The organism is Treponema sp. OMZ 857 (assembly GCF_024181085.1).
Lineage (GTDB): Bacteria > Spirochaetota > Spirochaetia > Treponematales > Treponemataceae > Treponema.
Genome location: NZ_CP051147.1, coordinates 2,724,522 through 2,737,200, shown reverse-complemented (window position 1 = coordinate 2,737,200; position 12,679 = coordinate 2,724,522). Strand labels below are relative to the sequence as shown.

22 protein-coding genes are annotated in these 12,679 nt (G+C 39.2%); all 22 read right to left on the bottom strand.

What is annotated here, in order from left to right; genetic code table 11:
• Positions 1-239: 239 nt before the first annotated feature.
• Positions 240-758, bottom strand: coding sequence for an ASCH domain-containing protein (locus E4N66_RS12510; RefSeq protein ID WP_253728304.1), 519 nt, complete (start codon positions 756-758; stop codon positions 240-242).
• A gap of 48 nt (positions 759-806) precedes the next feature.
• Positions 807-1,202 carry a type II toxin-antitoxin system HicB family antitoxin gene (locus E4N66_RS12505; RefSeq protein WP_253728303.1) on the bottom strand — a complete coding sequence of 132 codons (396 nt, stop codon included), beginning with the start codon at positions 1,200-1,202 and terminating at the stop codon, positions 807-809.
• A complete protein-coding gene (locus E4N66_RS12500) occupies positions 1,199-1,387 on the bottom strand; it encodes a type II toxin-antitoxin system HicA family toxin (protein WP_162663109.1) in 189 nt (62 codons plus the stop codon). Before E4N66_RS12500 ends, E4N66_RS12505 begins: the two co-directional genes overlap by 4 nt.
• Positions 1,388-1,440: 53 nt before the next feature.
• On the bottom strand, positions 1,441-1,785 hold the full coding sequence (locus E4N66_RS12495) for a DUF1064 domain-containing protein (protein WP_253728301.1): 345 nt from the start codon (positions 1,783-1,785) through the stop codon (positions 1,441-1,443).
• Between the two features lie 2 nt (positions 1,786-1,787).
• A complete protein-coding gene (locus E4N66_RS12490; protein ID WP_253728300.1) occupies positions 1,788-1,979 on the bottom strand; it encodes a hypothetical protein in 192 nt (63 codons plus the stop codon).
• A gap of 26 nt (positions 1,980-2,005) precedes the next feature.
• The gene (locus E4N66_RS12485; RefSeq protein ID WP_162663103.1) at positions 2,006-2,281 is read right to left on the bottom strand and encodes an HNH endonuclease; all 276 of its coding nucleotides are present in this window, start codon (positions 2,279-2,281) and stop codon (positions 2,006-2,008) included.
• 155 nt (positions 2,282-2,436) lie between these two features.
• On the bottom strand, positions 2,437-3,099 hold the full coding sequence (locus E4N66_RS12480; protein ID WP_253728299.1) for a phage antirepressor KilAC domain-containing protein: 663 nt from the start codon (positions 3,097-3,099) through the stop codon (positions 2,437-2,439).
• 71 nt (positions 3,100-3,170) lie between these two features.
• A complete protein-coding gene (locus tag E4N66_RS12475) occupies positions 3,171-3,500 on the bottom strand; it encodes a hypothetical protein (RefSeq protein WP_253728298.1) in 330 nt (109 codons plus the stop codon).
• 52 nt (positions 3,501-3,552) lie between these two features.
• Entirely contained in the window at positions 3,553-4,041 is a 489-nt protein-coding gene (locus E4N66_RS12470; protein WP_253728296.1) for a hypothetical protein, read from the bottom strand.
• A 10-nt stretch (positions 4,042-4,051) separates the two neighbouring features.
• Positions 4,052-4,447: an HNH endonuclease gene (locus tag E4N66_RS12465; protein WP_253728295.1), complete on the bottom strand. Its 396-nt coding sequence runs from the start codon at positions 4,445-4,447 to the stop codon at positions 4,052-4,054.
• 16 nt (positions 4,448-4,463) lie between these two features.
• Positions 4,464-5,129: a DUF5131 family protein gene (locus tag E4N66_RS12460; protein ID WP_253729456.1), complete on the bottom strand. Its 666-nt coding sequence runs from the start codon at positions 5,127-5,129 to the stop codon at positions 4,464-4,466.
• Between the two features lie 28 nt (positions 5,130-5,157).
• A complete protein-coding gene (locus E4N66_RS12455) occupies positions 5,158-6,069 on the bottom strand; it encodes an ATP-binding protein (RefSeq protein ID WP_253728293.1) in 912 nt (303 codons plus the stop codon).
• A 3-nt stretch (positions 6,070-6,072) separates the two neighbouring features.
• Entirely contained in the window at positions 6,073-6,426 is a 354-nt protein-coding gene (locus E4N66_RS12450; protein ID WP_253728292.1) for a hypothetical protein, read from the bottom strand.
• Entirely contained in the window at positions 6,404-6,613 is a 210-nt protein-coding gene (locus E4N66_RS12445; protein WP_253728290.1) for a hypothetical protein, read from the bottom strand. The genes E4N66_RS12450 and E4N66_RS12445 overlap by 23 nt, the downstream gene beginning before the upstream one ends.
• Positions 6,614-6,942: 329 nt before the next feature.
• Entirely contained in the window at positions 6,943-7,197 is a 255-nt protein-coding gene (locus tag E4N66_RS12440) for a hypothetical protein (protein ID WP_253728288.1), read from the bottom strand.
• Positions 7,198-7,668, bottom strand: coding sequence for a hypothetical protein (locus E4N66_RS12435; RefSeq protein WP_253728287.1), 471 nt, complete (start codon positions 7,666-7,668; stop codon positions 7,198-7,200).
• Positions 7,669-7,671: 3 nt separating this feature from the next.
• Positions 7,672-7,956 carry a hypothetical protein gene (locus E4N66_RS12430; RefSeq protein WP_253728286.1) on the bottom strand — a complete coding sequence of 95 codons (285 nt, stop codon included), beginning with the start codon at positions 7,954-7,956 and terminating at the stop codon, positions 7,672-7,674.
• 13 nt (positions 7,957-7,969) lie between these two features.
• Positions 7,970-8,161 (bottom strand): hypothetical protein, encoded by a 192-nt coding sequence (locus E4N66_RS12425; RefSeq protein WP_162664471.1) that lies wholly within the window; start codon positions 8,159-8,161, stop codon positions 7,970-7,972.
• A gap of 2 nt (positions 8,162-8,163) precedes the next feature.
• On the bottom strand, positions 8,164-8,490 hold the full coding sequence (locus E4N66_RS12420) for a hypothetical protein (RefSeq protein WP_253728285.1): 327 nt from the start codon (positions 8,488-8,490) through the stop codon (positions 8,164-8,166).
• 20 nt (positions 8,491-8,510) lie between these two features.
• Entirely contained in the window at positions 8,511-9,269 is a 759-nt protein-coding gene (locus tag E4N66_RS12415; RefSeq protein WP_253728283.1) for a P-loop NTPase family protein, read from the bottom strand.
• Positions 9,270-9,284: 15 nt separating this feature from the next.
• Positions 9,285-10,139 (bottom strand): DUF6291 domain-containing protein, encoded by an 855-nt coding sequence (locus E4N66_RS12410; protein ID WP_253728281.1) that lies wholly within the window; start codon positions 10,137-10,139, stop codon positions 9,285-9,287.
• 12 nt (positions 10,140-10,151) lie between these two features.
• Complete coding sequence (locus tag E4N66_RS12405) at positions 10,152-12,665, bottom strand: DNA methyltransferase (protein ID WP_253728280.1); 2,514 nt, start codon at positions 12,663-12,665, stop codon at positions 10,152-10,154.
• Positions 12,666-12,679: the final 14 nt, after the last annotated feature.

The window sequence follows — 12,679 nt, the reverse complement described above, 5'->3', positions numbered from 1 at the left end:
ACACGCCCCCTATCGTCTTTTGTTTTGAGAATAAAACTATTTTTAGTTCCTACGCCTATTCTTCGCGCAAAACTACCACCGCCTCCGCCGGAAGCATCAAAACAAATAACAGGTCTACCGCAATATGAAAGCATAAAAACACCTCCTAAAAAAAGTTCAAGTGTTTTTATTGTAAACCAATCACGGTGCGTAACACAAATAAAATGAGATAAGGATATGCTTTTAAGGAAAGATAGTTGTTAAGGCAGATTGTAATTCCATAATCCTAATCTGCCTTTAACTTGACGGATAGGATTTTCAAGAAGCGTAGGATTTTTTAATATCCAGTGATACTGTCCGTCTATAGACCACGGACTGGAGCTGTTTTGTATAATATCAACTAAATCAACATAACCGATTATTGATTGACTTTTTAAAAGCCATAGTTCAGCGCGTTCTTTAATTCTTTCACACCATTCTTCTTCACTTTTTGTACCAGTAGGAACACCGGCTTCAACATACCGATCATTTAGATTATCAATATAATCATCGAGAGTATTCACGTAATCGCCATATAAGCGGAATATATCATCTTCATTACATTCTAAGATTTTAGGAGGCGCACTATCGCTATCAGGATATGGTAACGTATCGCCGCTTGCATGAATATAAAGTCTGCCGCGATAATCGGTAGTCCATGTTCTATTTTCTACATCTTTACCGCCTTGCAAAATTAAATAGGCAAAAGGATTTTTTACGCTCAATACTTTTACTTGCATGTTTATTGTCCTTTCTATACTTCTACAGTATACCAGCTTTTAATAAAATTACAATGCTATCTTCAACCGTTGTTTTAATGCGCTTTGTAATTCTTGTGAAAAATTGATGTTTGCATTTTCCGCCGCTTCCGCAAGCCAAGCAGGCAGCGTTACATTTTTACGGATCGCTTTGTTTTCAGCCATAGCCCGATATCGAGTTGTATCAGCTCTGATTATTGAGAGTATATCATTTTTTTTGTGTGTTATTTGCTGTTGCGGTGTCGCTTTGGCAATTTCAAATTGTTCATCTTCTGCCACACATAACCATGCTGCCATCGCATCTTCGATTTGCTCTATGGCATCTTGTAAATCTCTACCGGTCGTTATACAGCCTTTAAGATCAGGAACACGCGCATACACAGTACCATCTTTTTCTGTAAAAATTGCAGTATAAGCATATTTCATTTTTTCGCTCCTTGTTCAATTTCTTTTTGAATGTACCGCAAGTCATTTTTGTTGAAACTGTGCCGTTTTAAAGGAATAGAGCATTTTAATTCAGCATTGCAATAAATATCGTGATTTCCGCCATGCCGTTTAAAAACATATCCAGCTTTTTCCAATTCTTTTATAGCTTGCATTCGTTCATTCATACTAATATTATACTTATTTTATGCGTATATTGTCAAGTGTTTCTAATCTTTTCTCACACTTTATTTTCAAAAAAGCAAATATCAGGATATTTGTAGAATAGTAGCTTTTTCTTGAGTTTGTATACTTCGGTCTGTACACCTTTTACATCTTCGTATATCGTTTTGCCGTCTTTGGTATATTTGAAGTCAGCTTTGTAGTAGACCGCTCTGCCGCCTTTTTCTGTTTTTGGAATAAGTAAGAATTTCGGCTGTAATTCGAGCCCTGCTATTACACCGGATTTTTCAAGTAGCTTCAGCTCAAGATATCTGTTCATCTCTGCCATACTGTCAAACGTGACGCCGTCGGCTGTTCGGCGTTCTTTGCTTACAACATTATATTTGTGCGGTTTACGAAACATTTTTATCTTCCAACCCAGTAGTATTTATTGTCGATTTCTCTGTCGTATCCTATAGGCGCATTACGCAGCATATATAACGCCAAATGGAATTGTTTTGTACTGATTTTCAACTCTGCTCGAATATTTTCACTTGTAAGACCATCGGGCACAGCTGTTTTTAAAAGATTGACAATACGCACTGTATCGGTTTTCATACTGTTTAGACATCCCTTTGTTCTGCTCATTCTTTTATCTCCCTTTTAATCGCTTCGATAAGCTGCTGCTTTTCTATCGAACTATTACCAATCAATACCGCTGCGTTACAGCGTAATGAGCACGTTGCCCGTACATTAAACGGGTGGTCAATAACGGATAATCCGTATTGTTTTATATTGCTCTTTGTCTTTGGTATTCGATGCGCAAGCTGTCCCGTGTTCCAGTCTATTTTTTTGCCGCATACAGCGCATCTCCAACCAGCCCGATTAAACACATAGAGGCGAGTTTCTTTTATTGTCATTATTGCTTATCCATGATTTATTAAGTGTGTTATATGACCTTTTAAAAGCGGTCTATCCGAACGTTCAGCATGGATAAGACCTGTCTTTTCTGCCGCCGAATCGTTTGTTTTCCTTTGCCTTTTTCTGTTTTGCTTTCTGTTGTTTTATTCATCTTTTATGCCACCTTTTTGTACTTGCCGAGAAAGTATTGTTTGCCGGCAACAGTGATAAGCGTCTGTATACCGCTCTTTTGTCCGTGCTGCCATTCTTTCATTTCAAAATAGCCTTTCTGTACATATTCAGCGTAAGGGCATAACTGATTGTGTTTATCACGATATAAAAACCGGTCAAGCTGTAACTGTTTAATAAACTGCTTTTCAGAAAAGCCCAATTCTTTTGCAGTAGTGCGGATGTTGGTAGAGTTCCCCCGCTCAATGAGCGTATCGTAATACTCCACTTTTGGTTTTGCTTCGGCATTCTTAATTTTCAGCTGTTCGTTTTCCGCTTCCAGTTCCGCAATCATTTCATTCTGTAATTGCATTGCTTGACGGATTAAAAGCTGTTTTTCAAGGTTGGTTTTTGGTAATGCTGACGGCACGATTATATCATTACGGCCGCTTGTTTCTATTTTTTTCTTAATCAATGTTACTTCCGCTTCGGTAATGGAAGTCTGTACTCCGTTTTTCACCTCGACAACGTTGTCGAGGCTCTCTCGAATAGCTTTTAAATGCCGCTGTACAGTACGTTCCGTTACTCCTAAAACAGCTGCGACTTCTTTTACCGTCATTGGTTTTTCTGCTGCCGACTTTTCATTTTCAAAAAGGGACACTGTATTCATACGTTTACCCTCCACTTAAAAAAACGCCCCGCCGGGAAAGGAGACGAAACCCGACGGGGCAGCAAATTATGTTAGTGTTTTTCAGTCTGGCTCTTTCGGCGGTTTAAAATAACTGTTAGGTAGATGTATAAACCCAATGCAATAAAACCGAAAGCTGCTACTAAAATTGAACCTTGAAACGGTATAAATCCCGTTATGATGAATGTTACAATACTTATTGCCAAAGGTATTAATACCGCTTTGTTCTGGCGTTTTATGCAGTCATAGACTGCAACACCCCCTCCGGCTAATATAGCCGCCGCCCCTATACAGTCAATAGAAGGACCGTGTCCATACTGCATAAACAGTACACCAAACAGAATAAGTCCTAAAATGGTTATAAAAATAAGTTTAGTTTTCATGTCTAAACCTCCTCATATTTCTATTGTTACTGTTATAGGTGCGTAACGCAAATCATGTTAGCATAATCCCATTTTCAGCAGCGATTAAATACGCCGCTTCTATCAACAGGCTTTCTTCAACCGTTGTGCAATCTGCCTCACTTTGTGGAAACGGTTCATTCAATAACGCATTCCATACCGGCTCCCCATCGTCTCCGCGCATTGCAGGATAGCCGAGCTCATTCATTGCTTTCTGCTTTATTACATATTTTACCATTTCAAAATCATTACCCGTATCGTTGGCAATGATACGGATCATACCGTGCAGCTTTGTATTTTGTGAATTTTTCCCCGTTGTGCGTTTTTTGTACTTGTCGGATAACAACAGTTCAATAAGCGGATAATGAAAGGGACGTTTATTTTCTTTCATGTTCCGCTTATACAGCTCACGCCGATGCTGGATGTAAAAATCCATCTGCTTTTTATCAATTTCGCCGGGCAGCCTGACTGTCAATTCATTTCCCTGCCAGCGGACAATCTCTACGTTTGCGTCTGTTTTCATTGTGTTATTCTCATTCCGCCTTTATCGTATAGGCTGACATTTTCTTTCCTTCTTGATATTTTTCAAACCAGAAAATCACGTCATTTCCAGTCTCTTTTACCAGCCCAAAATCGGCGGCAAGTTTATAGTTATAATCCCGCTCCTTTAGAATTTCAACTTGGTGTTTAATTGCTTCCCTAAACTTATCAAGAGTTAATGTATGTTTATGCAAATTGCACCGTTGGCAGGATGGGAAAAGATTGTCCTTTACATCTTCTCCAGCTATCGCAGGTTTTTCATCTAAACCTCTAAAAATCGGTTTTATGTGGTCTACACAAAATCTATCAGCTAACAACTTTCCACAATAGGCACACCGGCCATCGAACATCGCGCGAACTTCTTCCCGCTCTTTTTTGGTAAGTTTCAATTTGAAAGCCTCCTCTTTATTTTAATAACCGTGTAAGGTTTTTCTTTTGTACGACAGTTGTGAATTTTTCAAGTTCTGCGATAAGCTCAAGTATTTTTTCTTTCGGCGGCTCCGATAGTTTGTTACGCTTCTGACTTGAATCCGCTCCGATGTTGACTTGTCTAGGATTGCAATGTTGTATCATCTCGATAAATTCAGGTAAGTCAAAATCCATTATAGGTTCGATTGTGATAAATTTATTTTCAGTTGGTATTCTTGCAAAGTTTAATACTCTATCAGTTATTGACGGGCTGTTGTTCATTATTTCTTTATATCCCCTGTTTGTTTCTAGGGTAGTGCAAAGAGAAAAATTCTTAATTTTTATCATATTATTTCTATAAAGGAATTTACAAAACCGAAACAAATAATTAGTATTTTTAGTTTGAAAAAAATAATGATTATGTTCAGCTTCAATACATTTTAATACTGTTTTAAAGATCCATTCAAAAGGGATGTTTTCAGTAAACATGTCGCAGGAAGAACCTACAAAGATGAAATTATTCTTTCCTAAATCGGTTTTTAGTTCTTTTTCGTCAAAGTGCAACGAAGACTGTTTGCCCCAGCGTTTCATATAACAGTAGCTGCATCCGTGCGGACATTCGCCTTTTACCGTGTTCCACGTATGCGTAATAAAGTCGTACATATTTCCGGTTGATTTATTTAATGGCATTTCATTTTCCCTCTAAACTTTGATATAGTTTATCTCCCAAAAGTTGAATTATTTTTGTTACGATCTGTCTTTGTGATAAATCGTCATTATCAATACATTCTGCTATATCACTATCAGTAATATAGCTTTCTGCTTGTATCGCCTTAACATAGAATTGTGCGAATGCTCTATTATCATCTAATGATAATCGCTCTATTTTTTGTTTAACAGAAAAACGATTCAGCACAGCATCATCGATAATATCAATCCGATTAGTGGCTGCAATCAAAATAATATTATTTGGCAGCATATCAAATTCCTGCATTAAGGTTATGGTAACTCTTGAAAACTCTTTTTCTGCTCCATTAGCACAACAACGGCTTTCTGCTATACAATCTACTTCATCAAGCATAAAGACACACTCATGCTTTTTTACATAATTAAATATATTTGCAATATTTCTCCCAGTATTCCCTAAAAGAGAATCTATGACGTTTGAAAAATTAAGATAAAATAACGGTAGATTAAGCTTATGTGCTACATAGCGAGCGAATTCTGTCTTTCCTGTGCCGCTTTCTCCATAAAGAATTGTTGCATTGCGGTAATGAATACGCATAGAAGCCATCATCTCTGCAACCGCCTTCATTTTTATAATTGATTGTAAAACAGAGGCAATCCAGTTTTGTTGGGTGTAATACCGTTCGGTAATAAAGTTTTCAGGTGAGTAACAGATTACCTTACCCTCAATATTTGTCGGAAGTCTTACGGACTGCTCTGTAAGTTTCTTTTTCATCTCCGTAACGAAATCGGCATTTGATGCTTTCGTATCATCATTTAAACAGTTCGTTATGCATCTTTTCACTGAATATGATAAATAATCATTTTCAGTTATGAGCGTTTCTAAAAGTGCTTTTACATTTTTATTTAACGACATTTTTTATTTCTCCAGTGTTTCTATTTCTTCAAGTTCCAAACGCACCTCATCAAATTGAAATGGCTCGAAAGCAATAACCTTGATTCCTGATTTATCTCCTAATAAATCTAATTCATTGTTTTCTTTTACATATTCTTTTATTGCTGTTAAGTCATTGCCGTACCGCACTCCAGCCCTTATTACCTCCATAGCACACCTCTTTACAACTTCACCAATACGATCCGTCTCTTTGTCGTAATACCAACCGTAGAAATCTAATATGGCGCAGGCGGGTTCTTCTGTAAGAATATCTGTATCGACAGCAATTGTAACTTCTGCAACGCCATAATCATAATTAAAGTGATATATCTTTTTCATTGGCTATCTCCTCCTGCTTTGCTCTTTCGTATTCTCTGCCAGCAATAAAGGCATGCTCTCTAATTTCATACTCAAATATGCTTGCCGCTGTACAAAGTCTTAAAATATCGGCGGGCTTGCCAATACCAAGAATTTCAGAAACTTCATTGATAAATTTTGTGTAACATTCTTGAGTTTTTATGTTCATGCTTTAATCCTTTTCCCGATCCAACGCATGACAGGGACTGCCGTGCTGTTTCCGATTGTAAAGTTCCCATGCAACGCTTATCGCTTCAATACCGGAGCAGACGGATAAGTAGGTCATTTAATAACTTCCATCACAAGGACTAAATCCACATTCCTCACACCAGATAGGAGATGTAAAACAGCTAAAAAAAGCCTTTCCATCAACTGTAGGGCATCCGCATTTTTTACATAGCCCATTTATAGTATCAAAATATAAATTTCGTCCTTGCTCTGCTTTGCAATGGCTATACCGCCATATATCAGGATCAAAGGTTATACCGTGTATATTGGTCATGTTGTTTTTACGTCTCCCAAATTATATTTCTCACCACAAAAAGGACAGAAAGAAAAAACGACACTGTCTGTTGTTTTGTTTTTGTAAAACTCACCTGTTTTAGTCTTCTTGCGAAAACTATAACTTCCAGTCATAAATGTCTGAATCTGATTATTATTACCAATACAAAACGAAACCCCATTCATTTTCGCTTCATTATCTCCGCAATTCTCTTGTAAAAGTTCTATAATTTTTTCAACGCAATCGCACATTTACTCCTCCACCAATTCTCCGCACCGCGTCTCATCGTCGGCAAAGACATAGTTTTTTAAGAGCTCATCTGCCGAAAGCCAATCATCATCTATCTTTATTTCATACCCATCTTCTTCTCCTATATCTATGGCTGTTATAAAAGAATATTGTTCATTTTTATGTTTTACCCACCCACCGTGTTTCATAATTACTTCCATCGCTTTTTTATTGCTTGCGAAAGGCAGGTACTTCGGTTCGGCGGGCGGTTCGATAAGGTAGGCTAAAAGAAATGTTGTATTAACATCTTCTTCAAACCGTTCTTTTTCACAGCCGTCGCGGACTGCTCTAAGCACATACACATGTCGTTGCACACTATCGCTTTCCACCTTCTTGCGTAGGTCATGTATCGTATCAGCAAAAACACACCTACTCCCAATCGGTAACTCATCCGCATTAAGCGCGGTGTATACTCTCGATTTGTCAAATTCCATTGTTTATTCCTCCTCGCTTTTGTAAAAATCTTCATTACAATTAGTAAACGCCCCTTGTCCGTCGGCTCTTATTGAAATATTTTCTTTACATTCAGTCAGCCCTTGAACTTCCGTATATTCACGGTCTGCAAAGGAAGAATCAAAGACTTCATCAGCGGAACATTTAAATATTTTGTAGGCATCTTCAATGTTCCTTGCCCATACTTCAATTTCCTCTGTATAGATCAGTTTTTTGATAAACGCCGAATACCGCTTAAACCCTTTTGCTTTCATTTCTTCGATTGTCATTTTGTTTTTTCTCCTATTGTTTTATTCTGTTTCTTATTTGGTGCAGATATGCCGTTGGTAAAAATACATGTTGAAGCATACATTCAGAACTGCAATAGTACAGTGGAATACGCAGTTTCCCATCAGCTGATACCCATTCGCCGCTTTCTTGCTTTCCTTTCGGAATAGGGCTGCCACAGATTGTGCAATATCGTTGTTTCATCATTTTTACTTTACCTCCGTAACATTAGTGAGATGTATGGCATACACCGGTTTATCGATATGTAAATCCGTATCTTTACCGTCTACAATTTCAATCTTTGTAATCCATGCCTTTAGCATTTCTTTTGTATAGCCTAAGCGAAAAATACAGGGGGCAGGAAAATTATCAAAGATATGTGGCTTCTTATCAAAATCCCAATGATGTTCCCCATATTTTAAAACAGTGAGGGAAATCCTTTGCGTCCAATACGGTTTTATTTCCCGATACTCTACCGTCTTCTCACCGCTTTTGATTTTTTCATACCATTCTTTTTTCAGTGGAAAAGTTAGCATTTTATTTTTCTCCCTCCTCTCTAAATCGCTTCCGCTTCCCGCAATTTCGGCCGGTAGCTTTCCCAAAAGAAATTGAACGATTTTCCCTTTTGTTTCAGCCTGTCCATTACCGAGCTGTCAAGCATTGTTTTTACCCATTCATAATTACAGTTCCCTGCAAGCCAGAGCGGACGATTGCGCTCATACCGCTCACGGCAAATAAGCGATAAACAGCGCATCTTTGCATCTTCGTTTTTACCCTTATCGATTTCGTCGATAACAAGAAACGGAATGGTACAGAAATACATCGTCATCTGATATTCTGTTTTCTTTGCTGCATAGCTATTATACGTTGATCGAAGTCTTAGGTCTAAAAGTTCCCATGTCGTATATATTCCGTTGTTGAGTATCGCCGCCGAACTTGCAAGATGGCTTTTACCTGTTCCGCCGTTCCCATAGAGCAATACAAACGTATCGCTCGGGTTTTTGGCAAGTTCATAAAGGTCGTGAAGATACTGCGCCGCTTTTTCATTTACTGGCTTGTAGCTGCTGAAGCTTTCGTTAAAATACTTGTCTCGAATCCCGATTTTCAGCAGGCACTTTATTCGCTGTTCTTCAAACTTTTCCCGTTTTTTTTGTTCTTCCCGCTCTTGCATACACTCAGGGCATTCTGGCGGCTTGGTCGATCCGTCTAGGTGCATTACCTTCACGTTCCCGTGCTTTTTGCAGTGAAAGGTTTCCTCTTTGCCGTGAAAGGCAGGCATATACCCTTTTGATTGTTTTATTGCACACGTGCGCATAATTCCTCCTTGAGCTTAAAATGGCATCTCTTCTTGAGCGCCGGTTACGTTGTAATCAAACCGCTTATTTTTTCCTTCAGGTGGGGAGCGGATATACCGCTGCTGCATTTGCAAAAATACCTGCGGGTATTTTTTTCGCAATTTTGAGCCGGATATGATATTTGGGCACCAGAAATTATCCGCCGTTTTTGCCCAGCAGATTACTTTCTCAATGTCTTCATAGCTGCGTTTATCAATACGGCTGAGCTTTTCTATGTCTTTCGCCCATTGCTCGATATGCTTTTGATTGGTAGTAAAATGAGGGTCTGACTGCCGGTGGAGGTCATAGAGTAGGTGCGCTAAACGCTCCGCTTGTTCCGGAATTTTTTGTGTTTTTTTAACAGGCGAAGGGTTTACATCCCCGTCCGGTTCTTCCGGCGGGGATACTATTTCATCAACATTATCATTAACATCTACATCAACATCTACATCAAGGTTTGTGGTATTTGATGATGGTTTATAGTACGTGGTACCATAAACCTCTTTTTTAATTTTTGATACAACTTGTTGTGATACTCCATGTTTTTCAGCGATTTCTTTTTGCGTCATTCCTGCTTGTAAATCTTCACAGACTGCCTGCTGTATTTCTTGCGGTATTTCAGGTCGCCCGCCCCTTTTCCCGTCTTCAGTGTTTTTTATGCGGCGGGCTTTGGCATTGTCGATAGCTTCTTGTATTGGAAGCCATGCGCACGCCTCAAGCCCCGTGAAATCAGGCGCTGTACCATAAAGCCCGTATTCAATAATCGCTTCATAAAACCGATAGCGCAATTCTTTGTCTAATAGTTTTAATTGTTTTGCAAAGGTTTCATAAAAGATAAAACTTTCCGCCATATTGAAGCTCCGTTATTTTGCAATTTTAAAATTATCAAAATCAAAAAGCGTTGGCACTGTCTTTTCAATATCAGCTTCTTTCAAATACGAAACGCCATCATTAAATGAAATCTCGTTTAACTCGTGCCCAATACCATAGCGGCCTTTTTTTACGGCAATATACGGCACGGTAAAAAGCCCTGCAAACGGATCGTAGACAACCTCACCTGAATTTGAATACCGCTCAATAAGACGTTCAACGACATCTATTTGCAGTGGGCAAATGTGCATATTGAGCGCTTTTCGAGACTGCTCACTATTGAGCGTATACATACGATTGACATCATCCCATACATACTCACTTGGAGAAGCGTTGCTAATAACAGAAAATGAAGCCGGTAGCTTTTGCGCTTCGTCTAGTTCTTCTGCGAGCCGGACATGTTCGCTATAGTCGTAAATATGCTCTTTTGAATAGTGCCGGTAGAGCTTTTGCATATCGGATACCGGACATTCTTTTAACTCTTCGAGTGTTACTAATCGGTTTCCGCTCGATCTCCAATATGCGTGCGCATCAATTTGCCACCTGCCGCGGCTATATGCTTCCTTTGTCTTTTGTACCGGAGTATCTGCGTATGCTTTCGTCGTATCGGTCGGCAACTTTCGGAAAAGCAGAATGTATTCAGGACATCCGACTCCCATTTTTGAACCGTCTTTGCATTGTTCAGTCCATCCGAGCCGATAGGTTTGATTATTTTCTCGTACTACATCGGTGGTGATAATAATGCGCCCCATATAGCGAAACCCATGCTTTAAGAAATGAAAAACGGTCATATCGCTAAAAGGGTCTACTGTTGGCATTCCGTCTCCGGTTGCATTACCGAATAAGATACGATCTTTGACGTGAACACAAGCAAGACGTCCGGGTTTTAATACCCGCAAGAGGTGCGGAGTGAGAAAATCCATCTGTTGAAAGAACTTTTCGTTATTCTCATTGTGTCCGAAATCGTTATAGGTTGGCGTATACTCATAGTGATTGCTGAACGGAATTGAGGTAACAACGAGGTCAACCGTGTTATCTGCCATTGTAGGAAGCTCGATACAATTATCGTTTAAGACTGCTTTGAAATTCTTACCCTCAACTACTTTTCTTTCAACACCGATGGTACGGGCAAGTTTTTCTGCAAGCGTTATTGAAGATAATCCATATTTACGGACAATCTCTGTCATCTGGAATACAAGATGCTTATGTTGCTCCCATTTTTCCTCTAATGCCTTTAATACTGCTTGTTCGATTTCGGTATAGATAATATGTACTTCAACAGGGTACGACTGTTGAAACCGATAGATGCGGTGTACGGCTTGGATAAAATCATTGAACTTATAATCAATACCGACAAAAATACATTTGTGGCAATGGTATTGCATATTGCCGCCTTGTGCCGATATATCAGGCTTGGTCGCAAGATATTGCAATTTGCCACTTTTAAAAGCCCTCGTAATTTCGACGTTCTTTTCAAGGTCTTGACTACCATAAACAAAGCCTGCATCAGGGAACGCTTTTTGAAGAGCGTACCTCTCTGCTTCTAAATTATGCCAGAGGATAAAATGATCGTCAGGGGCGGTCTGCACTATCTGAAGTGTTTGCGCTACTCGATCGCTGATACTGTCTCTCTTTTCTTTCGATGCTTCTTTTAAACCGAGCGCGGCATCTCGAAACATTTTTACTTGCCCGTCGTCTTCACATCCGGCTGTTGCATTATCAACCGACACCTTATGATAGATAACGTTTAACGCCGGTAAATCATATCCGCTATCGGAATAGGAAGGATTAACATCGGATGGCTTTGTAATAAAAAGCGCCCACGTAGAAACCCATATCCAAAATTCCTTTTCTTTATGCGGGTAAAGCGTCAAGTTATTAGCTTTCGTGCTGTCCCGTTTAAAAAAACGGGTAAGGGCTTGTCCCGTGTCCATCACACCTAAAAAGCCCGCGTAATGGATAAGCTCTTTATATTTATTCGGAGAAGGCGTTGCTGTTGCAACAAACTTATATTTGACATTTTTGAATTTCGGTAAAAACTCTTGATAGGTTTTAGAGCCGAAAGAACGCAGTACAGACGCTTCGTCTAAACTACACGCAGTGAACGAATCAAGATTGATATTTCCATCCCGCACACGTTCATAGTTTGTAATGAGAATTGCTTCACTTGCAGCCGCTATATCTTCCTGCGTTTTAATATACCGTACAGGAAGGTTATCAAGCAGCGTTTGCGCATCGTGATAAAATTCGTCAACGATATTCAAAGGTGTTACAATCAACGCCTTGCCGCCTTCTCTTGCTAAAATCAAACGGAGTATCTCAAGTTGTATAACTGTTTTGCCTAATCCGAAACTTGCAAATATTGCACGGCAGCCTCCGGCGACTGCCCACTTTACGGCATCTTTTTGATGAGGTTTTAAAATAGGATGTATGTCATTTTCGGCTACAAAAAAGCCGTTTGATGATGCAATTGCGATTTTCTCTTTCAAAAATTCTTCGTATGTCATATTATATTTCCTTC

Coding starts and splice junctions, on each gene's coding strand:
- E4N66_RS12510 (WP_253728304.1), bottom strand. CDS start 758: ATGCAAGTAAAAGTATTGAGCGTAAAAAATCCTTTTGCCTATTTAATT.
- E4N66_RS12505 (WP_253728303.1), bottom strand. CDS start 1,202: ATGAAATATGCTTATACTGCAATTTTTACAGAAAAAGATGGTACTGTG.
- E4N66_RS12500 (WP_162663109.1), bottom strand. CDS start 1,387: ATGAATGAACGAATGCAAGCTATAAAAGAATTGGAAAAAGCTGGATAT.
- E4N66_RS12495 (WP_253728301.1), bottom strand. CDS start 1,785: ATGTTTCGTAAACCGCACAAATATAATGTTGTAAGCAAAGAACGCCGA.
- E4N66_RS12490 (WP_253728300.1), bottom strand. CDS start 1,979: ATGAAAACCGATACAGTGCGTATTGTCAATCTTTTAAAAACAGCTGTG.
- E4N66_RS12485 (WP_162663103.1), bottom strand. CDS start 2,281: ATGACAATAAAAGAAACTCGCCTCTATGTGTTTAATCGGGCTGGTTGG.
- E4N66_RS12480 (WP_253728299.1), bottom strand. CDS start 3,099: ATGAATACAGTGTCCCTTTTTGAAAATGAAAAGTCGGCAGCAGAAAAA.
- E4N66_RS12475 (WP_253728298.1), bottom strand. CDS start 3,500: ATGAAAACTAAACTTATTTTTATAACCATTTTAGGACTTATTCTGTTT.
- E4N66_RS12470 (WP_253728296.1), bottom strand. CDS start 4,041: ATGAAAACAGACGCAAACGTAGAGATTGTCCGCTGGCAGGGAAATGAA.
- E4N66_RS12460 (WP_253729456.1), bottom strand. CDS start 5,129: ATGTACGACTTTATTACGCATACGTGGAACACGGTAAAAGGCGAATGT.
- E4N66_RS12455 (WP_253728293.1), bottom strand. CDS start 6,069: ATGTCGTTAAATAAAAATGTAAAAGCACTTTTAGAAACGCTCATAACT.
- E4N66_RS12450 (WP_253728292.1), bottom strand. CDS start 6,426: ATGAAAAAGATATATCACTTTAATTATGATTATGGCGTTGCAGAAGTT.
- E4N66_RS12445 (WP_253728290.1), bottom strand. CDS start 6,613: ATGAACATAAAAACTCAAGAATGTTACACAAAATTTATCAATGAAGTT.
- E4N66_RS12440 (WP_253728288.1), bottom strand. CDS start 7,197: ATGTGCGATTGCGTTGAAAAAATTATAGAACTTTTACAAGAGAATTGC.
- E4N66_RS12435 (WP_253728287.1), bottom strand. CDS start 7,668: ATGGAATTTGACAAATCGAGAGTATACACCGCGCTTAATGCGGATGAG.
- E4N66_RS12430 (WP_253728286.1), bottom strand. CDS start 7,956: ATGACAATCGAAGAAATGAAAGCAAAAGGGTTTAAGCGGTATTCGGCG.
- E4N66_RS12425 (WP_162664471.1), bottom strand. CDS start 8,161: ATGATGAAACAACGATATTGCACAATCTGTGGCAGCCCTATTCCGAAA.
- E4N66_RS12420 (WP_253728285.1), bottom strand. CDS start 8,490: ATGCTAACTTTTCCACTGAAAAAAGAATGGTATGAAAAAATCAAAAGC.
- E4N66_RS12415 (WP_253728283.1), bottom strand. CDS start 9,269: ATGCGCACGTGTGCAATAAAACAATCAAAAGGGTATATGCCTGCCTTT.
- E4N66_RS12410 (WP_253728281.1), bottom strand. CDS start 10,139: ATGGCGGAAAGTTTTATCTTTTATGAAACCTTTGCAAAACAATTAAAA.
- E4N66_RS12405 (WP_253728280.1), bottom strand. CDS start 12,665: ATGACATACGAAGAATTTTTGAAAGAGAAAATCGCAATTGCATCATCA.